A 26,415-nucleotide genomic window follows, 5' to 3' on the forward strand; every position below is an offset into this window, starting at 1 on the left:
TAATGTTTCCTTTGCGGGTTGCATATATCTGTTAACTCCTTCCCCATGTAGCTGGCTCTCCCAACCTCAGAGTACTATGAGTTAATCCGAATTCCTGTGTACATTGGTCGTCCTCTTTTTCGATTGGATAGACCTACCTGTATTATCAGGAGCAACAGGATCCTCCCAAGTTCCTGACATCTCTCTCCATACATACCACGTTCTTGGACCCCGACAGATCCTCGGAAGTCTCACCTTTAACGACCTCTCTGTATTGGCTTCCATGACGTTAAACATGTCGCCATCTGCTTTAGCGTTTACGAGGCTCAATATGCTTCAGGGATTACGGTCTCCCCTGTGGTCTATATGGTTCCCTGTGTACGCTTCACCTAACTGTTACCAGTTTCGGTGCAACACTCGGTATGGGTGGTTGGTTAGACCTTGCCCAACAGGGACTTCCACCCTGCAAGAAATGCCAAGCTTTGCTTGGCGCACTAACGTCTCGCATTGCCGAAGCCTTTGAGCTGGACCCCAAAGGAATACTTCTTGGCGGAGCTTGTCTCCCATCGAAAAGGTTTGGGTCGTAGCACAGCGGAGCCGGCAATGCATTGTTATAGGAAGTAGGTGCATTGAAATTCAGCTTTTCTGCTCCTTCTAAGAGAGTTCTAGTGGTTAAACAACTTGCTCCCACAAAATGGGCACTCATTTGAACTCACTGCATGTTTCATTTTATGTAAATTTATCTCTTGTCTACATCCTTCACTTTTGCATAGTATTATTTCTCCCTCTTTAATATCAATATAATTAGATATTGCTTTGGGGTTATAGATATATCGTCTTACTTTATCATGTATAGTCTCATATTCTGTAACAAAGCTAAACAACTTATCCTTCTGATGTAAGTCATAAGTACAAGAATAACTTAATGCATAGACAGCTAATTTGTTTTTTATTTCTTTATCTTTTGGTGGAACATGCCCCTTCCTAAAATGTAATAACCTATGGTATATCAATTCTGAAAAATACTCTTTTGATAATATTTCAATATTATCGCGGCTTGTCTCAATACATATATGGCTAGATTTTTTGTTAGTTGCAAAGTTTTCTAAGTCCCTCCAAACTTGCATAACAGCTATATTATCACTAATGTTGCTTATTTTTTTTTCACCATCATTTCTTATAGCTTTGATAATCATACTTTCTGTTATATATTTATTTGGCCTTCCTTGAATTAATTTACTTAACCTGTACTCCTTAAATTCTACCCAACAATCCAGTAGAATTGTTCCAAAATCTCTTGGTATTCCCATACTTCCAAGTATCAACATTTCGAGTTTTTTTGTTTTATCAATTAATATGGTGTAACTAATGCCTAATTCTTTAAAGTAATACTTTAGTCTTTGATTAATGAATTTCTTGTAATAAGCAATACACTCTTCCTTGTCTTGGCTAGATAATTCAATCTTTAGGTTTTTATCCAAATTAATCTCGTGTTGGAGATCTGCACCTTTTTGCAAGTGATGTAATCCTCCTCTATTAGGTACTACTCCTATCCAAAAATAAAAAGGAGTATCATTAATTTTATCAATATAGAATGATAAAAACTCCTGTGCACTTTTTATTCTATACAGTTTTTCCCATTCATCTACATAAAAAGTAATAGATCTAAGTTTTAGCAGTTCTTTAATCTCAATTAACTGTTGCCTAACATCATAAATGTTTAGAAAATTAATATAAGTATTTCCTTTAGCCATATTTCTTGATAATTCTTCTAACATGCTGATATCTAACGAATTACCGACTTCCAGGTCAGAAAGGCTTAATTTTGTTAGTATTGAATTTTTTATTTCTATTAACTCTCTATTAGATTCATCTATATTAATGTTGCCAATAGATAATTCTTCTAACTTATTGGTACCATTCTTTACTATATTTTTAAACTCAGATATTTTTACAATAGTATTCTCAATGTTTTTATATAATTTTCTTTTATCGTTATCGAATATTGACAATATTTTATTTATGATACGTTCTTCTTTTAAATTCTTTAAAAACCCTACTAATTGCTTTGCTATGTTATCATATAAATATATACTAAAAACTCTATTAAATATCTCCTGATTATAATCCTCAGGTAAGTGTAATCTTTTCACATTCAAGTAAACACACAAAACCTTGCAATTTTCATAATCACCGTTTATTCTATCCCTAGCTAATAAAAACAAATGAGTTTTACCAGTTCCTCTTAATCCAGAAATTACTCCGCTTGATACCGTTGAGCATGAAACTAAACTATCTAGATTATTTTTATAATCTACATGTGTACTTCTAAGCTCTCTAATTTTCTCTTCAGTATCATGTAAGTCTAATTCAAAATCTGCTCTCAAATCTGCAAACGCCTTGCTCATTTTACTTATAAAATCTTCATCTTCTATGAATTCTTTTAGTTCCATAATATATATACCCCCTATAGCTATTTTCTTTTGCTTTTCTTAGTCTCGAATAAACCTGTAAAAGATGCCCAGAACGCCTATTTCCTATAACTTTTCAATTAGCGACATTAAGTTCACAAATCCCTTGCAGTGGTAAGATGTTTATGAACTCAAGTTCGCTAATATTACTTATCTCTTTCTCTACTAAGCTTTTAGCTCAATATCTATTCGGGATATTTAAGCACAACAATTCTACTACTTTTCTTATTATTTCTACTAAAAATTGTAAATTCCTCCAAATTTCATCAACTTATTTGCAACTTATTCCAATCAATCTCTGTTTTCAAATAATTACCACTAACAATAGATCATTGAAAATGTTGTTTCTTTGGGAAAATAAGTATGAGTTAAGGGGTAGCTCTTGGTGTTTATAGATAAAGACTAAACTAAAGAAAGGAAAGAAAATGATGAAAAAAATAGCTGAAACTCAATCTGTACATATCAAAAGTAATTTGAATATTTGGCAAAATACATTACCTCGTTTAGCAATTCCCAATGATGATGAAAGTCTCTATAGTTACTTACTAAAGCTAGATTCAATTAATAATTTTTCTCCTGGGTCTATTTTGGATATAATAAAAAATCATAACACTGGCCGGGTATCTCTTAATCGCCCAGGGTTATTTACAGTGGCTACAGTCCTAAACCTACCAAAACTCTGTGAACTAATCAATTTGGGAATTGATGACATGCTTAAATTGACACTAATACCTGTTATTAAGAAAATATTTAGGGTGGATAATATATATCCAAAGCTAATCGGCTACTCTCCATTTTTTAAAATTTGTCCCAATTGTATAGCTGAAAAAAATTTACCTTTAGTACATGTCTTTAATAACATTTCTATTTGTTTTAAACACAATACTTTGCTCCATCACAAATGTCTATGTGGTAATCAAGTGAAAATATTTTCTATTGAATCTGATTCCTACTGTTGTCCTTATTGTTGTACCCCTTATGCAACTCTTCCTATTGTCAAAGCTGATGTGAAAAATGCTACCTATAAAAAACAGCTATTCTATAACAATATATATAATAGCCTCCTGCATGACAATATTAGTCTTATTCATGACCATGAAGATATAAAGGCTGGATTTGAAAACAGGTTGCAGTACTTGGCTAATTTAAATGAAATACCAACAAAGCAGATAAAGAATATGCTGGGCTATGAAATCTCGCTAACTAAAAATGGTCATGGGTTATCAAATTTGTCCATATCTAAAATTGCTGAAATGCTATATTTTTTTAATTGTACCGTAAGGGAATTTAGAGATCTTGAATTTGCTTATAATGCACAGAAGATACAATCTGTCCATTTTAAAGCAGAGGAGAAGTCTGTTTGGAAATGTCCTAATATTTATTGTAAATATTATAATCAAAAGGATAAGGGAAACGTAAAACACTATGGAAATAAGACTTTAAAATCTGATGAGGTCATTACTGAAAGGTATTGCAAGGTCTGTGGTACAAGATTTATTGGCAATGATATTATCCAAAGTTATGATTATAACCCAGGTTTACGAGTATATGATATTGAAAGAGCACGTAGCCGAATCAGTATTTGGCAAGAAAAGTTAAAAAACACTTGTAACGATATGATTAAACAAAGAGTTCCTATCACTTTGACAGGAGCATTTAAAACATCAGGTATTCCCATAGGAAAAAGTTATTTTGCTGACCGTCTCGGTCTTATTGCTATCCTAGAGGAATATGCTCAAAAGCAAAAAGAGGATTTTAAAAAATGGTCTCACGAGCTTATAGGTAATGAGGCAAGTTTTTTTCTTAGAAGAATATATAAACGAAAAAACAATTAGACATCTAGTCCTTAATTAAGCATTAGCTTCTTGTGGATTACCTTTATGAGTATTTCCCTTTTTATATACTGGTTCATTCTCTGTAGAATATAACTTATTTCTATTAATTAAATGTAATTTTGCTATATAATTTAACAAATCTATTGGAATTTCATTCATTTTTTGTATAGAAGCTACTCTAACAGATTCATATATTAGTTTTGCTAGATGCTCCATGGCAACTCTTCTACAATTATGGACGTCGAGATCAGGGTGGGTAAGCCAAGCAAATATAGTATCAGACCACTGTATTAAATTAATTTGAGATAAGAAAGGTTTATATAACTCATCATATACATATAATACCTCGGCTACTTCCTGAGGAGTATGACCTTGTACCACACGAAACAAAGCAAATCTTTCGTAGAATTGCTGCATCCAATCTTCACTTCTAGTATTCATAATTTTACTCCATACACTAATTTGATTACCACTAAGTATGCTACTTAATACAACACTAATATAATAATTTTTTTCCAATTCTAGTGTGTCGGTTAACCACTTGATAAATTTGAAATGATGTATATTTAATTCATGAGCATCATCTATAATCAGCTGTTCAACCCCAAAGTTGGGGATATTATCGATAAGCCATTTTTTTAAAACAGAATTATTTGATTTTGGAAGAGTGCCAAAGCATCTACATAATGAAGAAATTATATCACTTGCATTATTACTCTCAGGTGATCTAATTGCAAGAACTGGTATGCGTGTTATGCCATTATATTCTTTTATTGCACCACTATTTTTAACTAAATCTTTTATACACCAGCTTTTACCATTTCTTGAATGTGCACCAACAATTGCCCACTTTTTCTTTAACCTAACTTCATTAATAAAGTCTTGAAATCGCTGGGAAAATGCAGTTTCAATGAATGTATATTTATATATGTCTAATAATTTAATCTCTATTTCTTCATCTATGTTGCTATTCGTGTCAATTATATTAATGTTGTTAATCATTCTAACACCCTTATTTTAAAATTTCCTTACGTGTAATTTTTTTAATGAAGATTTATCAATATTAACATCTACAGGTTTTATATCACAAATTTCATTTATATCTTCATTTAATCGTTGTTGCGATAATACCTTTTGCACCTTTTCAATATGAATATCTTGATTATTATATAATCTCTGTTGTTCAATAAATTGAGCATCTTTTTCTTTTAGAGTAGATTTTTTAATCTTTTTTGTATTACTTATAATTCGATTATGATTAGCCCTTGCTTTTTTATTGCTTATTTTTTTTAGTTTCTCAGAATCTTTTTTTAGAACCTTATCTTCCCATATGCTTAATCGAGTTCCAAGAAGTTCTTGGCTATATGCCTCACAATAATATGTTCCATCTTGAAGATATACATATATTACAGAAATATCCTGCTTATCATATCTTATATTAACCCTTTGATCTACTATATTTCCCATCATTGTTATATTTTGATACCATCTATTGCCAAATGAAATGCCTTTTGTATTTACTTTCCTACTTTTTTCTTCTTTCATTAATAAAAGCTTTAGCTCATCTTTACTACCAAGCCATTGTGGTACCATCAGTTTATTATTTTTCTCTTCTAGCATCCATAAATTGTACCTTGTATGTTTCCTTAAATCATCATATTCTTGATGATAACTATCTACTATCGCTTGCACAAATGCTTCTTCAAAATCAGCTAAAGTAATCCCTGCTTTCAGCACTTCCTTTTCAAGCTCTTTTGGATCTCGGCCCTTTGAATATCCAGGTAACCTCGAAGTAAGCCTTCTTAAAGTCCACGTAAATAGTGCCTCTATAGCACCTTTTATATCAGGGGTACCTGGAGGTGCAATTTCTTCAGTAATACCAAAACGTTTTACAAGTACATCCGTAGCTCGTTTTGAAATAAATATTTTTCCATTATCACTTAAAATTTTCCTTGGAATTCCTGTGCTTGGCCATTCATTTTCGCAATTATAATGACTGACAATAGAATCTTTGGGTTCCATGCAACATTTTAGTGCCCTCATGTAATCTTCTTCAATAGGTTCTTTTAATGAAAAAGAATATCCTAATGTATTGGCAGTTTTTACATCAATCAATACTACTGACCATATTTTTCCAGCTACATCTTGTTTGTCTGATGTGACAATTTTTATATCCAACCAGTTGGCATCTACTTGTACTTGATCTAATGGTGAAGCTATAGAATCAACCCATCTTCCATGGGTTGTCATCTTTCTCTTGGAGGATTTTTTTCTCCCCTTTGAAGTTAATAAATCTGAATCTTGTTCTAACTTTTTTAATAATCTGTATAATTGGTCATAAGATGGCAAAGGTATCATTGTATTTGTTTTCTTTCCAAGGGTTATTATTGCTTTTCTTAACTCATCGGACTCATAAATTTGCATAGCTTTCCAGCTTGCATTTTTTTTATGTATTTTTCTTATCTCATTTACTACATCTTCTCTTATAAAAGTCTTTGGCCCATTATATTCCCAGTAAGATATGAGAGCCTTTTCACCATAGGTTAAGTATTTATTTATTAAATTATATAGATTAGATCTTGATAAATTAAAGTTTTTTGCTATTTGTGATATTGATAATTTCCTATGTGAAGATATAGCTTCTAAAACTGCTGCACGTTTTTTGAAAAATTCTTCTTTCTTTTCTTCATTTAGAAATTCATTGTCAATAAAACTATTTCTAACATCAGTTTTTTCAATCTGAGACTCGTTATCAGTATCATTATTATTATGCATTTCTAATATTTCTGAATATGTCAAATGAATATTTCTAGTTAAGTATAGGAATTGATCTTTTGAATTAATTCCTATTTTACTCATTCTTTTTAATTCTTCATTTTCAATATCAAACTTTAACCTTCTCTCTTTAGTCAAGCGATTAACAAACTCATAAACACACATTTCAACTTCTTTTGCAGAAAATTTGCTAGCTATAAGTCTTACAATATCTTCTATAGAAACAAGCTGGTTATCCTGAAATATTGCCACAATTTTGCTTTCAATCTCTTGGTTTCTATACATAGACTTATCATATGATTTCAATAGTATCAAATTATCGTAATGAGTTTTAGAAATAATATTTTCATCAAAGATAAGCCAATATTCCCAGTTCCTTTCTTCACAATAATCAATTGCTGCTACCGCTTTAGATAAACCTATATTTGTTATTTTATCTTCTCTTTTTCCAATCTCAGCAATGATTGTTCTTCCATCGTGAAGTGTTAAAAGAAAATCTGGGTAGTAATTATGTCTTTTGTCATTCACTTCATAAGGAATTTCAATTGGCACTAAATTATTCTTTGGCAGATTATATGACTCAGAAAAAGCATCATCTATATCAGCCCTTTCAATATTTAATACGTCTGAACGATACTCAGCATAATATAAAAACTTTTCTTCTATAGTGCTAACAAAAGGTATATGTACGCTTATACTTCTTGAAGTTGGAAACCATCCTTTTATTGATTTATTCGCTAGCTTAAAAATAGAAAGACCTTTATTCATATCTACACCTACCATAATTGTTATAATTTTATATTATTACCAATAATTTAATATAACATTTATCAATTATATTTTTAATGTATGAACTCGCTTTAAACCGTAATATACGTGAGGAACTAATTCAAACTCATAAAATACTGTAATTTCATTACATACTACTTTTATTTTCCCCTTAATTTTTATACCATAAGAAAATTGATTGTAAAGATAAGATTTATGTGGATAATCTATTTTATGTTTTTCAAATAAATCTAATTGCATAACTAAGTAATTAAACTTTTCTAAAATGCATATAGAATCAATTTGTTTATAATTGCTAAATAACTCTTTTTCTCCGTCAATAGCTACATTTAAGATTTTACACTGGAAATTTTCCACTTCAGGAACCTTAAGAGTTGAAAATTCATATGCTGTGAATCTAAACTCCTCCATCTTTGATATAATTTCAGAAAATTTTAGAATATTATGCCATCTATAATTCTGATATGGTATTGGCATTTTTATGTCCATATAAAACGAAAAAAAGTTCTGAATATGATTAATATCTTCATATTTAAACTTCTGTAGAAAAATCATCTTTCTAAATAAGCTTTTAACGATTTTTTCGTTTTTGTTAACTAAATTTATATCTTCATTAATAAAATTAGTAAATATACTTTGTACAAAAGATTGATTTTTAATTATTCCATAATCTTGTTTTTGGTATGACTCTCTATATGAAGCACTACACTTTTTATTGGAGCATTTTAATGGTTGGCTTACCTTGAAAAGATCAGTTGTTCTTTTGCATCTGCATTTATATATCAGCTTTGCTCCATGAATAAGACAAGTATTCACTTCATTAAACAAAAACAAAACGGGGATTTTCCATTCTTTAATGCAAATGGGGCAGAATTTCATTAAAGATATTTTGAAAGCATTTTTTGTATGTCGATTATTATATTTATATAGCTTTTTACGGATGCCATTTACGCTAATATTATTTATATAATCCTGGGTAATACCTGTAATTTCAGTAACCTTTGATATATCAATATTTGATTCAATCTCAGCTATTTTATAAGGGTCTGAATTATATCGTAAGTATTTTTCAGGAAGTACCTCTTTGATAATTGCATTTGGAGAAAGTCCATTAATAAAAGCTAGTCTAAATAGATATCCTATTAAACTTTCTCCTTGAAAAGGATTTGAAAGTACTGGAAGGGTCTTATTCCATAGTTCTTTTTGTTTACATACATCTATTTGCTTCATATAATCTCTCCATCTATTAATTATTTTATAAAAAAAGAAAAGGGAATAGTTGTAAATAACAACTACCCCCTTTTCTTTCTTGTTAAAATTGTCCAACATTCGCACAAAATGTCCAACATTGGTGCAAAATGTCCAACATTGGTGCAAAAAGTGTCCAACATTCGCGCAAATTACCAATTCTGACTTGGTGGGCAATAACGGACTCGAACCGCTGACTTCCTCCACGTCAAGGAGACACTCTACCAGCTGAGTTAATTGCCCATGTGAGAGTTATTATAGCATATTTTCTATAGGTTTTGCAACTAGAATATAATTGAAATATTAAAATCTATCACTGTAGTTGTTAGATTCTTCACTATCCTCAGAATGACCGCCTCCCTAGATGTGCATAGTGCTTATAAAATATCCACATTCATCTTTAACAAGGGCTTTTCATAAAATATAAAGTGGGCTGCTTTTGTTTTTATCTCTATCCTTTGGGTAAAAGGTAAAATAGAAGTTTTAGGTGAAGGAGGTCTAACCTGTGGAAAAATCAAAAAGATTGTTTTTAAAACAGCCTATGATGCGAAAAGTAATTTATAGTTTAATTCCTATTACCTTAGGGGCTGTTTATTTTTTTGGTTGGAGGACATTAGTTTTAATGACGGTTGTTACTCTTTGTGGCATCCTCACAGAGTATCTATTTGAAAAAAGGCTGAACAAACCAATAACAGAAGCAGTTATTGTTACTAGTATGCTTTTTACTTTGACTTTACCTGTATCTACCCCCTTCTGGGTGGCTATTCTTGGTATCGTTTTTGGTGTTATGTTTGCGAAAGAAGTGTTTGGTGGATTTGGAAGAAATGTTTTTAATCCTGCTTTAGTGGGGAGAACCTTTCTATATGTGTGTTTTCCTGAATATCTGACTGCCCGTTGGAATTTGGTAGCTTCAGGATTTCCTGGTGGATTTGCTAGCTATATGACCCCTGCTATGGACTCCATTACGAAAGCTACTCCTTTAGCTGCCCTCAATCAAAATGCTGATATTTTTTCCATCCATCAATTGTTCTTGGGAGGTGTTTCAGGCTCTTCAGGAGAAACCAGCGCTCTTTTGATATTGATTGCTGCTATTTATCTTGTTTACACAAAAACTGCTGATTGGCAGCTAATGGCATCTCCTATTATAGGCTTTGTTGCCTTAAGTAGTCTATTACAATTATTGAATGTACCTGGTGTTGCCAATCCTACGTATGCTTTGTTTTCCGGGGGCTTTATATTTTTATCCATCTTTTTTGTAACTGAGCCCATCACTGCCCCCAAAACAGATGAAGCGAAATGGATCTATGGCCTACTGATTGGTATGATCACAGTTGCAATAAGAACCTTTGGTATTTTTGTAGGTGGTGCAGCTTTTGCAGTGCTTATTATGAATACCTTTGTCCCTATCATGGATGAAGGTATAAAGTATATGAAATCTAACAAAAGGCAGGTGGCTGCTGATGAAAAAGTTTAGCTTTAAGCCTATAGCATTTATGATGGTGCTTACCATCATTTATACAGGTGTTCTAGCCACCATTAATGAGGCAACCATTGATAGGATACAGATGAATAACCAGCTAAGGGAGCGAAAGGCCTTCCTCTATGCATTGGATATAGATACATCTGATAAAAATGCTGAAGAAATCAACAGTCTCTATGACGATCATGTTCAAGAGATTACGGTAAGTGATAAAACCATCTATGAAGGCTACAAAGATGATGAATTGATAGGCTATCTTTTGCCTATTGAAGGTGATGCTGTATGGGGGGAGTTAAAGGCAATTATTGCAGTCACTCCTGATTTTCAAGAGGTTTTAGGGATAGATTTTTTATCCCATAATGAGACCCCAGGTCTTGGAGGTAGGATTGATGAAGACTCTTTTAAAGAGCAGTTTAGAAATATAACACTGGATCTGGATAAGGAAGATGATTTTATCGTATATAATCCTGACCCCGACGGTCAGGTGGATTCTATCTCTGGTGCTACAGGAACCTCCAACGCTGTTAGAAGAATTTTAAATAATAATTTATCCATCTATATATCAGAGGTAAAGGGGGAGTTAGAGAATGACTAGAAAAACCAAAGAGATCTTTTCTTTAGGAATTCTTAAAGATAACCCTATTTATCGACAGATGCTGGGAATTTGTTCCGCACTGGCTGTTACAAATCTTATGACAAACTCCTTTATCATGGGTTTAGGATTGATTTTTGTGGCTTCCTTTTCCAGTTTAACGGTGTCTATTATTAGACAGTTTACCCCTAAGCACATCCGTATGATGGTACAGACCCTTATCATCTCTGCCTATGTTATTATTGTTGATATCGTTTTAAAGGCCTATATGCCCGACATGAGTGAGGCCCTAGGGCCTTATGTTGGTTTAATTATTACCAATTGTATTATTATGGGTCGATGTGAGGCTTTTGCGCAAAGTAATCCTCCTTTGCCTTCCTTTCTCGATGGGGTAGCCTCTGGTGTCGGTTATGCATCAGTTTTACTTATTATTGCTTTCTTTAGAGAGTTACTTGGATTTGGAACTGTTTTTGGTTATACTGTCTTTGGCGATTGGTGGGTCAATTGGATCTTTATGATTATGCCTCCTGGTGCCTTCTTTATGCTGGGTATCCTCATTTGGGTAGCCAACTACTATGTTCCAAAAGAATCGGAAGAAAAACCATCTATGGGAGGTGCTAAATAATGGAAAATATTCATCCTATCACCATACTAATGGCTTCCATTTTTACTAGTAATATGATCCTGGCCAATTTCTTAGGAATGTGCTCCTTTATAGCAGTCTCAAAGGAAATAAAAACTTCTTTGGGAATAGGTCAGGCAGTTACCTTTGTATTAACAGGTACTAGTGTTATCAACTATCTAATTTATCATTATATTTTGATACCCTATCAGCTGGAATATCTTCGTTTTATCGTTTTCATTATCACTATAGCTGCCTTTGTGCAGATTGTTGAAATGATTGTTGAAAGATATCTGCCTACTTTGTATTATTCTCTAGGTATTTTTCTTCCATTAATTACTGTGAATTGTGCTATTTTGGGTGTTTCCTTGTTTATGGTTATTCGCAGCTATAGCTTTTTACAATCCATCGCCTTTGGTATCGGTTCGGGTCTAGGATGGATGCTGGCAATCGTGGCTATGGCTGGCATTCGACAAAAGATAAAAAATGCTCCTGTCCCTAAAGGCCTTCAAGGGGCGGGCATTACTTTAATCATCACAGGACTTATGGCTTTAGCCTTTATTGGGTTCTCCGGCATTGTAAACATTCAATAGGAGGTGAGCTGATGTCGACGATATTAATTACAGTACTGATCATCACAGGGATTGCCACCCTATTGGCGTTTTTACTAACCTTTGCCGATGCTTATATTGCAGATTATGGAGAATGTAAAATTATTGTGAATAAGGATGAAGAACTGGTGGTGGAGGGCGGCAGCAGCCTCTTATCCTCTTTGACAGAGCATGACATCTATCTCCCCTCTGCCTGTGGAGGTAAAGGCAGCTGTGGCTACTGTAAGTGTAAAATCAATGAGGGTGCAGGTCCAGTGCTGCCAACAGAGCTTTCTTACTTAACTGAAGAGGATGTTGAAAATAACATTCGTTTAACCTGTCAGGTGAAGGTGAAGGAGGATATGTACATTGAGATACCTGAGGATCTATTACATGCTAAAAAGTACACAGCAGTAGTAGAGACGGCAAAGGACCTCACACCTAACATCCGATTCTTAAAGCTTAAAATTACTGATGGACAAGAAATAGAGTTTTTAGCAGGACAGTACGTTCAGTTGCTGGCACCTCCATACCCTGGAAATCCTGATGAGGTATATAGGGCTTACTCTATTGCTTCATCTACTACAGAGACTAATTCTATTGATTTGATCATTGGTTATGTTCCTGACGGCATTGTTACTACCTATGTCCATAAGCATTTATCAGAGGGTGATGAAGTTTCCTTTAACGGTCCCTTTGGAGATTTTTATTTAAATGATTCAGATAAAGATGCAGTGCTGGTGGCAGTAAGTACAGGTATGGCTCCCATCAGAAGCATTCTCTATGAAATGCTCCACAAGGAGATTGATAGAAACACTGTTTTCTATTTTGGTGCTAGAACAAGAGAGGATTTATTCATGCTGGATGAAATGGAAATGTTTGAGGAATCCCTTCCCCGATTTAAATTTGTCCCTGTATTGTCCAGAGCTACTGAGGAGGACCAATGGGAGGGTGAAGAAGGTAGGGTTACTGATTTGATAGAAAAGTACCTTGAGGAGGGGGAAAACAAGGAAGCTTATCTTTGTGGCGGTGCTCCTATGATAAAATCTACCATTGAAGCTTTAGTAGAAAAAGGATTTAAAGAAGAAATGATTTACTTTGATGAGTTTTAATTGAATGCTAGATTGTAACACCGCTTAGGAAAGACCCTCGAGGCGTAAGAAAACCCAGCGACTGCAGCGTATACGTAATACGTAAAGGTGCTGGGTTTTTGAAGCAACGAAGAAGATGGAGGTTTTTCAACAGTCTAAAGGACCCTCTAGGGGTCCATTCTTTTTTACCAATCCTTTATTATATCTGTAAAGCTATCAATAAATGTGTCAATCTCTTCTTTGTTGATGATTAAAGATGGAAGCAGTCTTAAGATATTCACATTTGTTACATTCACCAAAATACCTCTTTTTACAAACTCGTTGTTTAATACTTCATGATTTTTTAGTATAACTACACCAATCATAAGACCTTTACCACGTATCTCACCTATGATTTCAGGATAGTCCTCCTTCAACCGTTGCAGTTCTCCTCTTAGATATTGACTCATTTCCTCTGACTTTTCTAATATACCCTCTTGAAGTATTTCTATTGTCTTACTGCCTAAAGCTGAGGCTATAGAGTTTGGAGCAAAGGTAGTACCATGGTCTCCAGGCTTAAAATAATCAGCTATTTTTTCTGCCACCAGTATTCCTCCTAGGGATAAGCCTCCTCCCACACCCTTTGCAAATAATAGGATGTCGGGGGTAATACTGGTATGCTGATAGGCAAACATCTTTCCAGTTCTCCCTATACCTGTTTGTATTTCGTCCATACAAAGTAGTACATCGTATGCATCACATAGAGCTCTAGCTCCCTCTATAAATTCTGTAGAGACAACCTGCACACCCCCTGAGCCAAAGACAGGCTCAAATAATAATGCCGCTGGAGCATGCTGTTGAAATACTTTTTCTAGTTGTGCTAAATCTTCTTTTTCTAATTCATATACAGGGAAATCAGGTGTAGGAAAATCCTGTTGTACCTTTTCCATTCTGGTTAGCTTCAAAGCCCCTAATGTTCTTCCATGGAAGCTATTTTTAAATACTACCACGCCCTTTGTGTTTTTGTCCTTACTATACTTGTGTATATATTTCAAGGCGGCCTCAGTGCTTTCTGCTCCAGAGTTGGCAAAATATATTTTTCCTTCAAAGGTTGCCTTTACAAGCTTTTCTGCTAATGCTATTGCTGGTTTATTATAGAAGAAGTTGGAGATATGTCCAAACTGACTGCTTTGATACTGCATTTCCTCTAAAAGCTGAGGATGACAATGTCCTAACACATTCACCGCTAAACCTGAAAACAAATCTAAATACTTATCATCATTTTCGTCTATGATATACATACCCTCCGCTTTCTTTACCACAATGGGCATTCTGCCATAGGTAGGTAAGATATATTTTTGGTCCAGTGTCATCCAATCCGTCATCATTCTTCCCTCTCCAATTCAAATCCTTTACCTATTAATTCAATGGCTTTTAATTCATCTTTTTGATCAACCACCCATGTGATTTTGATCTCTGATGTTGTCACCATTTTGATCTCAATATCATTTTTTGCCATAAGCTCAAACACTTTAGCTGCTACCCCTGAATGAGAGCGCATCCCCAATCCTACAACGGATATTTTTGCAATATCTGTGTTGACCTCCCACTGGATACTGGTATCTTCTTGTCTCCATTTTTCAACGATTTCTTCTGCTGCATGGAGATCAGTTTTTGGGATAGTAAAACTAACATTCATTTTATTGTCCTCTGTCAGCATTTGGGAAATCATATCTACATTGACTTCTTCTTCTCCTAGTTCCCCAAATAATCTATATAAGCTAGTGGTTGAGGATGGGAGGTTTAATAATGTAACCTGTATATCCTCTAAGCTTGAAGCCATCCCGGTAATTAAGGTTTCTTCCATTGAAGCGTCTCCTCCATTTGTTATAATTGTTCCTTTTTCATCAGAAAAGGTGGAAGCAACATAGATAGGTATATGGTATTTATGGGCTAGCTCCACAGCGCGGTAATGCATTACTCCCGCCCCTAGGCTGGCCATTTCCATCATTTCCTCATAATTGATTTTATTAATCTTTTTTGCTTTTTTCAATTTCCTTGGGTCCATTGTATAGATACCATCAACATCTGTGTAGATTTCACAGCTTGCCCCAATTTTTGCTGCCAAGGCCACTGCAGAGGTATCGCTGCCACCACGGCCCAAGGTAGTATATTCATTGTCCTCTGTAACACCCTGAAAACCTGCTGCTACTACGATTTTATCCTCTTCCAGGGCCTTTAACAGCTTAGAAGCTTCGATATCTTTGATTCTTGCTTTTTGATGTATTGAGGTTGTTTGTATGTTTAACTGTGAACCAGTAAAGGATACAGCTGAATACCCTTGAGCATTTAGAGCTATAGATAATAATGCTATGGAAATCTGCTCACCCGTTGTCAAAAGCATGTCCATTTCTCTGGGTACAGGATAATCCGTGATTTCCTTTGCTAAGGATATCAACTCATCGGTGGTTTTACCCATAGCTGATACGATTACCACCACATGATAGCCTTCTTCTCTTTTCTTAATAATCTTATTGGCTACTTTTTTAATTTTTTCTGTTGTTGCTACAGAGGAGCCCCCATATTTTTGTACTACAATCTTCATTTCTTGCTATGCCTCCAATAGATCACGAAGCTCTTGAACAATTTCAGTTTTTGATTTCGTTTTATCATCGATCTCTTTTATCACCTTAGCTGGTGTTCCTGCCACCACAACATTTTCTGGTACATCTGTAGTCACAACGGCTCCAGCTGCCACTACAGAACCCTTGCCAATCCTAACACCTTCTAAAATCACTGCATTAGCTCCTATAACTACATCATCTTCAATAGTAACAGGTGTTGCTGATGGCGGTTCTACCACGCCAGCTACTACAGCACCAGCACCAATATGACAGTTTTTGCCGATGATTCCTCTTCCTCCAACAACAACATTCATATCAATCATGGTACCTTCACCTATGATAGCTCCTATATTGATAACAGCCCCCATCATAATAACAGCATTTTTATGAATTTCTACCTTTTCACGGATGATAGCCCCGGGCTCAATTCTAGCAGGTATCTCCTTCATATCCAGTAAAGGTATGGCTGAATTTCTTCTATCATTTTCTAGTACAAAGTCTTCGATTTTATTTTTTACTTCCTCTAATAATCGAGATATTACCTTCCACTCACCAAATATTACTCCTGTATCACCAGTGATAAAGCTTTTGATTTCCCATTTACTCCAATCGATCTCACTTAATTGTCCCTTTACATAAACCTTTACCGGTGTTTTTTTCTCACTATCCTTGATATATTGTATGATTTCTCTAGCATCCATGTTTTCTTATCCTCCTGTGATTTATTTTGTTCTCTTATTGTCTCAAATTTGCTTCATGATTATCCTAGACAGAATACCAAACTGCCTTTTTCCCAAAGGCAGTTTGGACTGTATTGTTATTATTTTAGATTTAATACATCCTTCATATTATACATACCATTTGGTTTTCCAATGAGATATTTAGCTGCCTCCAATGCTCCTTCTGCAAAAACAGCTCGATCATGGGCCTCATGAGTGATTTTTACTGTTTCCAAATCATTGATAAAGCTTGCTTCATGAATTCCCACGATGTTACCGCCTCTTATGGCATGTATGCCTATTTCTCCCTTTTCTCTAGGGCATTGTCCCTGTCTTCCATGGGCATGCTTTCTTGTTTCCCCTAACCCTTTTTCTATGGATTCTACGATGGTAACAGCACTGCCTGATGGAGCATCCATCTTTCTGTTATGATGACTCTCTATGACTTCTATATCAGCTTTTCCCTTTAAAACAGCAGCAACCTGCTCTACTAAAGAAAAAACTAAATTCATTCCTAAGGACATGTTGGTAGCCTGTAGGATGGGAATGGTTTTTGATGCTTCTTCTATTAGCTGCTTCTCCTTTGCTTCAAACCCTGTTGTTCCTATCACCATAGGTATATGATTTTCTACACTATAATTTAATATATCTTTTATAGCAGTTGGATGGGTAAAATCAATCACTACATCAGGTTTTACAACAATATCATCCAGCTTCCTGTTTAAATCCACACCCTCTACTGTATTCCAATAGACATCCTCTGTTGCCAGCTTAAACAGCATTTGTCCCATTCTGCCACTAATACCCGATATTAATAGATTCATTCCGTCCTTACCTCCTAAATGATTTGTAATCGCTTCATTTCCTCTACTAGCTTTTGTTTAGTTTCTGTTTCCATAGGAGTTAAAGGAAGTCTCAATTCGTTTTCGATATAACCCATTTCAGCTAATGCTGCCTTTACAGGAATAGGATTTACTTCCACAAACAACAAATTAATAAACTTTTTATATGCCACCTGTAGACCAATGGCCTCCTGTACATTTCCTGATTCAAAAGCTTCACACATGGCCTGTGTTTCTTTAGGAACTACATTTGCCATTACTGATATGACACCATGTCCTCCGCAAGAATAAATCGGTAGGATATTGTCATCATTCCCAGACCAGATCTTAAAATCTTCTGGTACCAGTCTTTTGGTTTCTAGAATATGGGTCATGTTTCCGCTGGCTTCTTTGATTCCTATGATATTTGGCACCTTTGCCAGCTCCGCTACTGTCTGAGGATCAATGTTAACCCCCGTTCTCCCGGGTACATTATAAAGTATGACTGGTAGGGATGTGACTTTTGCGATTTCTGTATAATGCTGGATTAACCCTTTTTGTGTGCATTTGTTGTAATAGGGTGTTACTAATAATATCCCATCAGCTCCTAGAGCTTCTGCCTGCTTTGTATATTTTATAGCTACATCTGTGCTATTAGAGCCTGTTCCCACAATAACCGGCACTCTTTTGTTATTTTTTGCAATAGCAGTTTTGATTACTGCTTCTCTTTCTTCATAGCTATGGGTTGATGCTTCCCCTGTAGTACCTAGTACAACTAATGCTTGTGTGCCATTTTCCACCTGAAAGTCAATCACTCTTTCAAAGGCTTCGAAGTCAACTTTACCTCCCTTAAAGGGTGTGATGATTGCAACACCTGAACCATTAAACATATTTCTGCCTCCTTCTTATTATGATCATTCAAATCGCTGCTTAATAAAAGGTTTTAAATTATTTCATGCTTTCTATTGCTTCTATAATTTGAACAGCATTGGTAGCTGCGCCTTTTCTTAGATTATCTGCCACTACCCATAGGGATAATGCGTTAGGATTATATAAATCCTTTCTTATTCTTCCTACATAAGTATCATCAGTATCAGCAACCTCAAGTGGTGTTGGGTAGTGATTATTTTCTGGATTATCCATAACAACAACACCCGGTGCTTCTTCAAGTAATGCTTTGACCTCTTCTATTCCAGGAGCTTCCTTCAACTCTAGATAAATAGATTCACTATGTCCATAATATACTGGTATTCTCACGGTAGTAGCGTTTACTTCTATAGTATTATCCTCCAGTATTTTTTGTGTCTCAAAAACCATTTTTAATTCTTCTTTTGTAAAACCATTTTCATTAAATACATCTATATGAGGAATACAGTTAGCAGCGATTCGTTTAGGATATACATTGCTTGGATAAGCTTCATCCTTTATTTGCTCTGCCAGCTCCACGATAGCTTTATGTCCACTTCCAGAGACGGCTTGATAGGTGGATACTACAATCTTTTTGATACCATATTGTCTATGCAAAGGAGCTAAAGCCACCATCATTTGTATTGTGGAGCAGTTTGGATTTGCAATGATTCCTTGATAGCCCTTTAATACATGGGCATTCACCTCTGGTACGATTAATGGAACCCCTTCTGTCATTCTCCATTGTGAGGAATTATCGATAACAATGTTGCCAGCTTCTGCTGCGATAGGAGCGTATTTCTCTGAAACACTTCCCCCAGCTGAAAACAATAAATAGTCAAACTGATCCTTCATTACATCCTCTGTTAACAGTTCTACTGTCACCTCTTGCCCATTAAAATCTAGCTTTTCTCCAGCTGTTCTAGCAGAGGCAAAAACCCTCAATTTGTCGATGGCTACATTTCTTTCTTTTAATATCTCCAGCATCTTACGTCCTACTGCACCTGTGGCACCTACTACACCAATTGATAAACCCATTTTATTATTCCCCCTCCATATATTCGTTATTTCGTTATATTTTATCATGATTTCAAGATAAATAAAAAACCCCTAGGTTCATCCTAGGAGTTTGTTAATGCAATACAAAGATAGGCATTATAGTATTTGCAAAAAAATACTACTTTTTTATCAAAGCTTATCGCAATTAACAAATAGCACTCCATGGATTAGTTTTCCCATGACAGTTGTTTAGTTATTCACCAAACCCCCAACCATTAAATCGATAACTATTTAATGATTTCGGCACGTCAGCCTTTCTATAGGTAGTATTGAGGGTTTCCCTCTTGACACCTACCCTATACTCTTCTTCGGTGCACCTCTATTTATTAATAAAAAATCTATTTCAGTTGTTCTTATGATCTTGGTTGTTTCAATTCAGTATTTGAATTGCTTTTTTGATATTGAAAGTAGTGTAACATATGAATGCATATCCTGTCAACTTGATTTTTAGAATTTTGTATACAATCTGAGAGAATTATAACGGACCTAGTTCCCCTAGGTCCGTTATAATTTAAACATTATTTCCAACTCTTGGATTTATAAAATCTTTTTATTCGAAGGTAACAATAGCTGCTGGTCTCTTGATTCTTAGCATTACAGTTTCTAATACTCTCATTTTATGGTTCAATTGCTCAGGACCTACATATGCAGTTGCCATGTCCTGCCCAATAACTAAATCCATATTTTGTGGTGCCATCGCTACTAATACTGCTGTATTGGCTGGCATTACTGGAGAAGCATATACTTTTCCATCGATAAGCTCCTTGACTCTTGTGATCTCCAATATACCAGTACCTTCCTGAAGCCTTTGCATTTTTGTATATAGGTCAGGACTTGCTACTAAAGCGTAAGGACCATAAACACCCTTTGCTACTAGCTTCTCGATGCCTTTTGCTACGTCATTAAAAGGGTTGGCATCCTTTGACCAATCCTGCTTTTTTATCACCTGTCTTCCCTTTACATTTAAAAGACCTGGATAGTCAAGCTCCTTGCTTCCATTAAAAATAAAGCTATCTTCTTTTTTTGCACAAGCCGCCGCTGCTGCTGCCACAGGAGATAAATCAAGGGGCAATCCCAGTTGTTTACTGGTTTCAACATCTCTCCAGGAAATAGATAAATCCTTATAAATCATAGGAATAGCGGCAAATTTTCTGTTTTCACCTGCTATTTCACAGGTTTCAGTATCACCAAAAAGATCTAATTCTCCTTCTTCTTGATAGTTCATGGTATCTAAGTGAATGCTTTGCACTCCAGCGCCTAATGGTCCATAAATATGTAGTATTTTTCTACCAACTAGTTGTTCTGTAGCTGTTTTTACAACTTTTTCATCAATTTTTTCCCATACTTCATCACTAAATGGTGCATCATCTCTAAGCAAATAATCCATTATATTCCCTCCTTACTATTTTTCTATTAAACTGCCTACAGTTTTTATTAATTTATCCTTCTTTTCCTCTGGAATCTGTCCTTCTTCTTCTCCCAGCTCTGCCATTAATTCTTTTACCTCTTCTACACCCTCTTCAAAGAATTCTCCTTCCTTAGGATCTAGAATTCTTAATAACTCCATTAATTCTCCAACATGTGCTTTTTCTTCATCTCGGATATCAGCTAGTATTTTTTTTGCTCTTGGATCATCAGTTGCTTGAACATGAGCATCGTAAACAAAGATGGCTTCCAATTCTCCTGCGATATCCAATCTCACCGCTTGAATTAATTCTTCCTTTGATATTTTTCTTGGTACATTGCCGCTAAATGGGTTTGGAAAGCTTGGCATAGTATAAAACCTCCTTAAAATAATTTTATTGTTATTTTCTCTACAATATGTTTACCCAAAAACTAATATATATCTCACAATTTATATATTTATTTTATTATAAACTTATGATGAAAGCTATCTATTTTATTGGTTTTTTTCTTGTCGAAAAAAATATTTGTAAACCCCCACATTTCTCTAAATTTCCCTATTGTATAGGTGCTTCTTTGGTTGTATAATTAATCTGTTATTAAAAAACAAATTACATTGATTAGGAGGAGTGTTGGTTGAACTTTTGGGAGGCCATTCAGTTTATCGAAAAAACTCATGCTTTAGGAGGAAAATTACCCTTAGAAAGCATGGAAAAAATTTTGCATCTTTTAGGAAATCCCCAGGAAAAATTAAAAATTATCCATGTTGCTGGAACAAATGGTAAAGGGTCTACCTCATCTTTTCTGCATAGCATGCTGGCAGCTGAAGGATATCGTGTTGGTCTTTTTACCTCTCCCCATCTTCAATGCTTTACAGACAGGATTAGAATTAATGGTGTCAATATTTCACAGGAAGACTTTGCTGCAATAGCTACCTTGGTATCAGAAAAGATTTTACCCCTTATGGATGATGGTTTGAACCCTCCTGCTTTATTTGACATAATGACTTTAATGGCCTTTATATATTATGCTAAAGAAAAGATAGATTATGTAATTTTAGAAGTAGGTTTAGGTGGTTTAAATGATGCTACCAATATTATCAAAGCATCTCTAGCATCTGTTATTACTCCCATTGGTGTAGATCACATTGATGTACTGGGATCAGATATCAGAAAAATCGCAGCCCATAAGGCCGGTATTATTAAACCCAATGGCTTGGTGGTATACCATTGGCAGGAAACAGCAGTAGCGGAAGTGATTCAAGCAACAGCTGAAAAAAATAATGCTAAAGTCTACTCTCTGCAGGAGGACAATGTAGAATTGCTCCAAATGGATATATGGGAACAAATATTTGATTTAAACAGCTCCATCGGCAGCTTAGATCATGTGAAAATTAGAATGCTGGGCAAGCACCAGATATACAATGCTTCATTAGCTGCCCTTACATTAATGGTCTTAAGAAATCATCAGCTGATAACTATTGCAGATGATAGTATCTATAAAGGCTTATATAATAATTTTTGGGGTGGAAGGCTTGAGCTGTTGCACCAAGCACCCTTTATCTTTATTGATGGTGCCCATAATCTGCAAGGGGCAGGCGTCTTAAAATCTGCTATCGAACAATATTTTAGCAATAGAAAAATTAATATGGTTATTGGTATGCTAGAGGATAAAGATGTTGAGGGAGTTCTAAACACTTTGGTTCCTCTGTGCAATAAGGTAGTCTTTACTCGTCCTAACAGTCATCGAGCTATGGAACCAGAAGAACTCAGTAAAAACACCCTTCTCTTTGGTAAAGAAACAGCTGTAATTTCTTCTCTAGAAGAGGCAGTTGTCTACGGCATACAAAACACTGCCATGGATGAAATAACCATTTTTACAGGCTCTCTTTACTTAGTTGGAGATGTAAAAACCATATTATTGGATTATCTTCATAATGAACAAGAGGCAAGCTAATAATATTCTACAAAAAATACAAGAAGCGGGGAGTCATTAATCCCCGCTTCTTTGTCGATGCAAAAACCTCAGATTGTAGTCATTCTGAATGTAACGAAGTGTAATGAAGAATCTTTAAAGCCTTTCAAATACTAAGATTCTTCACTAGGGCTCAGAATGACAATCTTAATTTCTTTCTGCATTATTTGACTTAATTTAATAATAAAAATCATGATCTCCAATAGTCAACATATATTTTCTATTGCCAACTATCCAGAAATTTGTTGCTTTTCTTGGATTTAAAAAGTAAAGTGCATCTCCCACAGGTCTTACTCCATTTAGTGCCTCTGTAGCAGCTTGGATACTATCTCTATTTGGTGTATTATAAATCGTTCCATCGATGACAGGGGAAAACTGGATAAACCCTTCCTGTCTATCAAATATCACACCATAGATGGTATTAGGGAACTTGCTGCTTCTTACTCTATTAAGCACTACATTTCCAACTGCTACTTTTCCTTGGTAGGGTTCCCCTTGTGCCTCTGCATGGATGATTCGACTTAACCAATAGATATCATCCTCTCTTTGTCCACCCCTTGAAACTGGTTGACTAGGAGTAACTGCTGCCACATTTCTAGCCTGCGGTGTTGATTTTGTTTGCAGTACTTGCCCAACATAAATGGTGTCATTATGAATATTGTTAATATTCTTCAGTTCTGTTAAAGAAAGCTTGGCTCTTTCAGCAACTAAAAACAGTGTATCTCCTGCCTTTACAGTATATCTTTCTCCAGTAATAGGAGATCTATCTACTGTAACTGCAGTTTTTTGTTGATTATTTACGCTGTTATTAGCTTCATGAATGTTTTCTGATGCAACATCAGTAGTCACAGAGGAGGCTTTGTTTTCCTCAGTAATCATAGCATTTGTATCTTCTTGTAATTCGTCTTCCTCAAATAAGTATTCCTCTTGATCTTCTTGTATTTCACCGGCTATTTCTTCATCATCATGAAGATCCTCTTCTACCTCCATTGCAGTACCCTGGATCACTGTACTGGGAGTATTGGCTATCTGTACTGAAGCAAATACGATTAATACCAAAGTCATAATCAATACACTAATGGATAGTTTGTTCCATTGTAATTTCATATACACCAACCTTTCTTCTTTCATCCTAAAAATTTTAGCATAAATGAAAAATGGTGTATATGGATTATAGGGTTGTAAGATTTACCAAGGAGGAGCCCCTTTAGAAACTATAGCTTACACAGTGCTTGCCAATATCTTGTATTTCATTACATCCTGTCATAATCATGGTTTCTTTTAACTCCTGACCCACCTTTTGGGTATAGAGCTCTACCCCTTCCCTGCCACCTCCATAGGCAGCCACAGCATAGGGTCTTCCGATTAGCACTGCATCTGCTCCTAAAGCTAAGGCTTTAAATATATCCACCCCATCTCTAAAGCCTCCATCAATGAAGATCTTCATTTTCCCCTTTACTGCTTCCGCTATCTGGGGCAATACTTCTATCGTTGCCAAGGTATGGTCTAACACTCTGCCGCCATGATTGGATACTACGATGCCGTAGGCTCCTGCTTCCAATGCTTTTTTTGCACCTTCTACTGTCATAACCCCCTTTAGTATCACCGGCAGCTTTGTAGCAGAGGTAATCTCCTTTAATTCATCCACAGATTTTCTTGTAACGGGTTTTCCCAGCATGGCTAAGATCACCAGGCCCGCCGCATCAATATCAATGGCTATTGCTGGCACCTGTTTTTCCTCCGCTTGACTAATTTTTTTAAGAATTTCATCATTTTTCCATGGTTTGATGGTTGGTATACCCCAACCTTCATTTTCACCCACAGCCTTTAGTGGATCTTGAAAAAATGCGTCCTTTACACCATCTGCCGTCAAACCTATAACACCAGCATCTTTACAGCCCCCAACAATAGCTTGTGAGTAGGTAAAATCATCTAATTGGGCTGTACCATAGTTCATCTCCAGGCCACCTATTGGAGCAGCAAGGATAGGATATTTTAAAGTCCTACCAAAAAGTTCTATGGAAGTATCGATTTTATCTTCTGGTACAATGGTATCTAAATGCAGCTTTACTTGATTAATTTTTTCGCGGTTTCGTATAAAAGCTAGCCCGGTTCCTTTTCCACCTACCCCTGGAACCTCACCTTTACATGCTATTCCATTACATTCTTTGCATACTCTGCATTTCTTTCCAATAATAGTTTTTGCGTTATTTAGTACCTCACCATAATTCATCCTTTTATCCCTCCGTTTAGTTGTCAATAGGTTTTATAATTCTTCTAATGTATAAAGGTCTGTTCTTCGATGCTTTAATAAAGGCAGCTCCTGTCTTACTTTTTTTACATAATCTAAATCAATCTCCCCATAAACAATAGCCTCAGTTTCTTTGGTGCTGGCAACTACATCTCCCCATGGGTTGATAATGGTGGAATAGCCATAGGCATGATAGGTAGACGCCATATTTCTTGCAGGAGAAGCCGCCACAAAATATACTTGATTGTCCACTGCCCTTACTTTGATGGTCTCATGCCAATGGGCAGGACCAGTAGTAGTATTAAAAGCAGCTGGCACCACAATCACCTCTGCTCCTTTTAATGCCAATAACCGCATTAGCTCTGGAAACCTCATGTCATAACAGATGGCAACCCCTATCTTGCAATACTCTGTTTCCACAACGGTTACTTCCTCTCCATACCCTACAATATCAGATTCCTTGAAGGTAATCTTTCCTTCAATGTCGATATCAAATAAATGCATTTTTCTATGGGTGCCGATTAGCTCCCCATTTTTGTTGAAGGTAAAGGAAGTATTATAAACCTTATCCCCTGCTTTTTCTGGGATAGATCCCCCAATAATGTATACTTGTAATTCTCTAGCTAAGCTGGAGAGCATATCCGTTGTTTTTCCTGGATAATCCTCCGCCATTTCTACCATATACTCATTATTATATGGACAATTAAATATTTCCGGTAGTATGATTACTTCTGCCGCCTCTCTTTTGGCCTCTCTAATCATTTCCTCTGCCTTCGATAGATTTTCTTCTTTATTATCTGTAACAAGCATTTGACAAATTGCTACTTTGAATTTATTCATTTTATCACTCCTTTAATTCAATACGTAGTGTCAAGTTTGACACTCTTTTTTTACTAACTAATCATTATATTTTAAAGGTTTCAAAGTTTTTTTGTATAAAAAAACAATGCCCCCCCATTTCTTGATATAATTGAAGTTCCCAGCTCACAATTAATAAAGAAAGGGTGGTCATTGTGAACTCCATTATATCTTATTTAGTACTATATATTCAATATCTACAAAAAGAACTTTATACACTTTTAATCTTTGTCTCTAGAAACATCCCTTTACGCCAATTGAATTTTGAAGACTCTAATAGTCCTAAGTACCAGAAGTTAAAGATTGATAAGCTCCCTAGAATTCTAAAGTTTCAAATGCAAGATTATC

General features: G+C 35.3%; 24 protein-coding genes, 1 tRNA gene and 1 riboswitch. Of the genes, 8 read left to right on the forward strand and 17 right to left on the reverse strand.

Going from position 1 to position 26,415, the window contains the following annotated elements:
• Nucleotides 1-364 precede the first annotated feature (364 nt).
• The gene (locus BMX10_RS17795; RefSeq protein WP_139176464.1) at nt 365-670 is read right to left on the reverse strand and encodes a hypothetical protein; all 306 of its coding nucleotides are present in this window, start codon (nt 668-670) and stop codon (nt 365-367) included.
• On the reverse strand, nt 645-2,432 hold the full coding sequence (locus BMX10_RS14335; protein WP_090445766.1) for a hypothetical protein: 1,788 nt from the start codon (nt 2,430-2,432) through the stop codon (nt 645-647). The genes BMX10_RS17795 and BMX10_RS14335 overlap by 26 nt, the downstream gene beginning before the upstream one ends.
• Nucleotides 2,433-2,878: 446 nt before the next feature.
• Between BMX10_RS14335 and BMX10_RS14340 the strand changes: the two genes are divergently transcribed.
• Nucleotides 2,879-4,285: a TniQ family protein gene (locus BMX10_RS14340; RefSeq protein ID WP_170834835.1), complete on the forward strand. Its 1,407-nt coding sequence runs from the start codon at nt 2,879-2,881 to the stop codon at nt 4,283-4,285.
• A 15-nt stretch (nt 4,286-4,300) separates the two neighbouring features.
• Here the strand turns inward: BMX10_RS14340 and BMX10_RS14345 are convergent, their stop codons facing one another.
• The 4 genes from BMX10_RS14345 to BMX10_RS14360 all read right to left on the reverse strand — a co-directional run bounded on the left by BMX10_RS14345 (nt 4,301) and on the right by BMX10_RS14360 (nt 9,340).
• Nucleotides 4,301-5,287 carry an AAA family ATPase gene (locus BMX10_RS14345; RefSeq protein ID WP_090445771.1) on the reverse strand — a complete coding sequence of 329 codons (987 nt, stop codon included), beginning with the start codon at nt 5,285-5,287 and terminating at the stop codon, nt 4,301-4,303.
• A 15-nt stretch (nt 5,288-5,302) separates the two neighbouring features.
• A complete protein-coding gene (locus BMX10_RS14350) occupies nt 5,303-7,828 on the reverse strand; it encodes a Mu transposase C-terminal domain-containing protein (RefSeq protein WP_170834836.1) in 2,526 nt (841 codons plus the stop codon).
• Between the two features lie 66 nt (nt 7,829-7,894).
• Nucleotides 7,895-9,079 carry a TniQ family protein gene (locus BMX10_RS14355; protein ID WP_170834837.1) on the reverse strand — a complete coding sequence of 395 codons (1,185 nt, stop codon included), beginning with the start codon at nt 9,077-9,079 and terminating at the stop codon, nt 7,895-7,897.
• Nucleotides 9,080-9,264: 185 nt separating this feature from the next.
• Nucleotides 9,265-9,340 (reverse strand) — tRNA-Val (locus tag BMX10_RS14360).
• Nucleotides 9,341-9,602: 262 nt separating this feature from the next.
• Between BMX10_RS14360 and BMX10_RS14365 the strand changes: the two genes are divergently transcribed.
• The 5 genes from BMX10_RS14365 to BMX10_RS14385 are packed head-to-tail and all read left to right on the forward strand — an operon-like array spanning nt 9,603 to nt 13,493.
• Nucleotides 9,603-10,571, forward strand: coding sequence for an RnfABCDGE type electron transport complex subunit D (locus BMX10_RS14365; RefSeq protein WP_244272728.1), 969 nt, complete (start codon nt 9,603-9,605; stop codon nt 10,569-10,571).
• A complete protein-coding gene (locus BMX10_RS14370; RefSeq protein WP_090445779.1) occupies nt 10,558-11,172 on the forward strand; it encodes an RnfABCDGE type electron transport complex subunit G in 615 nt (204 codons plus the stop codon). The genes BMX10_RS14365 and BMX10_RS14370 overlap by 14 nt, the downstream gene beginning before the upstream one ends.
• Nucleotides 11,165-11,794, forward strand: coding sequence for an NADH:ubiquinone reductase (Na(+)-transporting) subunit D (locus tag BMX10_RS14375; RefSeq protein WP_090445782.1), 630 nt, complete (start codon nt 11,165-11,167; stop codon nt 11,792-11,794). The genes BMX10_RS14370 and BMX10_RS14375 overlap by 8 nt, the downstream gene beginning before the upstream one ends.
• Complete coding sequence (locus BMX10_RS14380; RefSeq protein WP_090445786.1) at nt 11,794-12,384, forward strand: NADH:ubiquinone reductase (Na(+)-transporting) subunit E; 591 nt, start codon at nt 11,794-11,796, stop codon at nt 12,382-12,384. Before BMX10_RS14375 ends, BMX10_RS14380 begins: the two co-directional genes overlap by 1 nt.
• An 11-nt stretch (nt 12,385-12,395) precedes the next feature.
• Nucleotides 12,396-13,493: an NADH:ubiquinone reductase (Na(+)-transporting) subunit F gene (locus BMX10_RS14385; protein ID WP_090445789.1), complete on the forward strand. Its 1,098-nt coding sequence runs from the start codon at nt 12,396-12,398 to the stop codon at nt 13,491-13,493.
• A gap of 164 nt (nt 13,494-13,657) precedes the next feature.
• On the opposite strand, the gene BMX10_RS14390 is transcribed toward BMX10_RS14385, so the two are convergent.
• From BMX10_RS14390 to BMX10_RS14425, 8 genes are all read right to left on the reverse strand, one after another.
• Nucleotides 13,658-14,836 (reverse strand): aspartate aminotransferase family protein, encoded by a 1,179-nt coding sequence (locus BMX10_RS14390; RefSeq protein WP_090445829.1) that lies wholly within the window; start codon nt 14,834-14,836, stop codon nt 13,658-13,660.
• Nucleotides 14,836-16,056, reverse strand: a complete 1,221-nt coding sequence (locus tag BMX10_RS14395; RefSeq protein WP_090445792.1) for an aspartate kinase — start codon at nt 16,054-16,056, stop codon at nt 14,836-14,838. The genes BMX10_RS14390 and BMX10_RS14395 overlap by 1 nt, the downstream gene beginning before the upstream one ends.
• 6 nt (nt 16,057-16,062) lie before the next feature.
• Nucleotides 16,063-16,776 carry a 2,3,4,5-tetrahydropyridine-2,6-dicarboxylate N-acetyltransferase gene (gene dapD / locus BMX10_RS14400; RefSeq protein ID WP_090445796.1) on the reverse strand — a complete coding sequence of 238 codons (714 nt, stop codon included), beginning with the start codon at nt 16,774-16,776 and terminating at the stop codon, nt 16,063-16,065.
• A gap of 119 nt (nt 16,777-16,895) precedes the next feature.
• Nucleotides 16,896-17,618 (reverse strand): 4-hydroxy-tetrahydrodipicolinate reductase, encoded by a 723-nt coding sequence (gene dapB / locus BMX10_RS14405; protein WP_090445799.1) that lies wholly within the window; start codon nt 17,616-17,618, stop codon nt 16,896-16,898.
• 14 nt (nt 17,619-17,632) lie between these two features.
• On the reverse strand, nt 17,633-18,505 hold the full coding sequence (gene dapA, locus BMX10_RS14410) for a 4-hydroxy-tetrahydrodipicolinate synthase (RefSeq protein WP_090445801.1): 873 nt from the start codon (nt 18,503-18,505) through the stop codon (nt 17,633-17,635).
• 58 nt (nt 18,506-18,563) lie between these two features.
• Nucleotides 18,564-19,559 (reverse strand): aspartate-semialdehyde dehydrogenase, encoded by a 996-nt coding sequence (locus BMX10_RS14415; protein WP_090445804.1) that lies wholly within the window; start codon nt 19,557-19,559, stop codon nt 18,564-18,566.
• Nucleotides 19,560-19,725: 166 nt separating this feature from the next.
• Nucleotides 19,726-19,910, reverse strand: a riboswitch (Lysine riboswitch).
• 220 nt (nt 19,911-20,130) lie between these two features.
• Complete coding sequence (locus BMX10_RS14420; RefSeq protein ID WP_090445810.1) at nt 20,131-20,967, reverse strand: family 1 encapsulin nanocompartment shell protein; 837 nt, start codon at nt 20,965-20,967, stop codon at nt 20,131-20,133.
• 15 nt (nt 20,968-20,982) lie between these two features.
• Complete coding sequence (locus BMX10_RS14425; RefSeq protein ID WP_090445813.1) at nt 20,983-21,354, reverse strand: demethoxyubiquinone hydroxylase family protein; 372 nt, start codon at nt 21,352-21,354, stop codon at nt 20,983-20,985.
• A gap of 266 nt (nt 21,355-21,620) precedes the next feature.
• On the opposite strand from BMX10_RS14425, the gene BMX10_RS14430 reads away from it, so the two are divergent.
• Nucleotides 21,621-22,940 carry a bifunctional folylpolyglutamate synthase/dihydrofolate synthase gene (locus tag BMX10_RS14430; protein WP_090445816.1) on the forward strand — a complete coding sequence of 440 codons (1,320 nt, stop codon included), beginning with the start codon at nt 21,621-21,623 and terminating at the stop codon, nt 22,938-22,940.
• Nucleotides 22,941-23,135: 195 nt separating this feature from the next.
• Here the strand turns inward: BMX10_RS14430 and BMX10_RS18195 are convergent, their stop codons facing one another.
• The 3 genes from BMX10_RS18195 to BMX10_RS14445 form a co-directional block, all read right to left on the reverse strand.
• Nucleotides 23,136-24,065 carry a cell wall hydrolase gene (locus tag BMX10_RS18195; protein ID WP_208976154.1) on the reverse strand — a complete coding sequence of 310 codons (930 nt, stop codon included), beginning with the start codon at nt 24,063-24,065 and terminating at the stop codon, nt 23,136-23,138.
• Nucleotides 24,066-24,165: 100 nt separating this feature from the next.
• Entirely contained in the window at nt 24,166-25,191 is a 1,026-nt protein-coding gene (locus tag BMX10_RS14440; protein ID WP_090445818.1) for an alpha-hydroxy-acid oxidizing protein, read from the reverse strand.
• Between the two features lie 33 nt (nt 25,192-25,224).
• Nucleotides 25,225-26,049 carry a carbon-nitrogen hydrolase family protein gene (locus BMX10_RS14445; RefSeq protein WP_090445821.1) on the reverse strand — a complete coding sequence of 275 codons (825 nt, stop codon included), beginning with the start codon at nt 26,047-26,049 and terminating at the stop codon, nt 25,225-25,227.
• Between the two features lie 173 nt (nt 26,050-26,222).
• On the opposite strand from BMX10_RS14445, the gene BMX10_RS18200 reads away from it, so the two are divergent.
• A partial coding sequence (locus BMX10_RS18200; RefSeq protein ID WP_330387935.1) for a hypothetical protein occupies nt 26,223-26,415 on the forward strand: 193 nt, incomplete at its 3' end.

The sequence above is a fragment of the Natronincola peptidivorans genome, assembly GCF_900111615.1.
GTDB lineage: Bacteria > Bacillota > Clostridia > Peptostreptococcales > Natronincolaceae > Natronincola_A > Natronincola_A peptidivorans.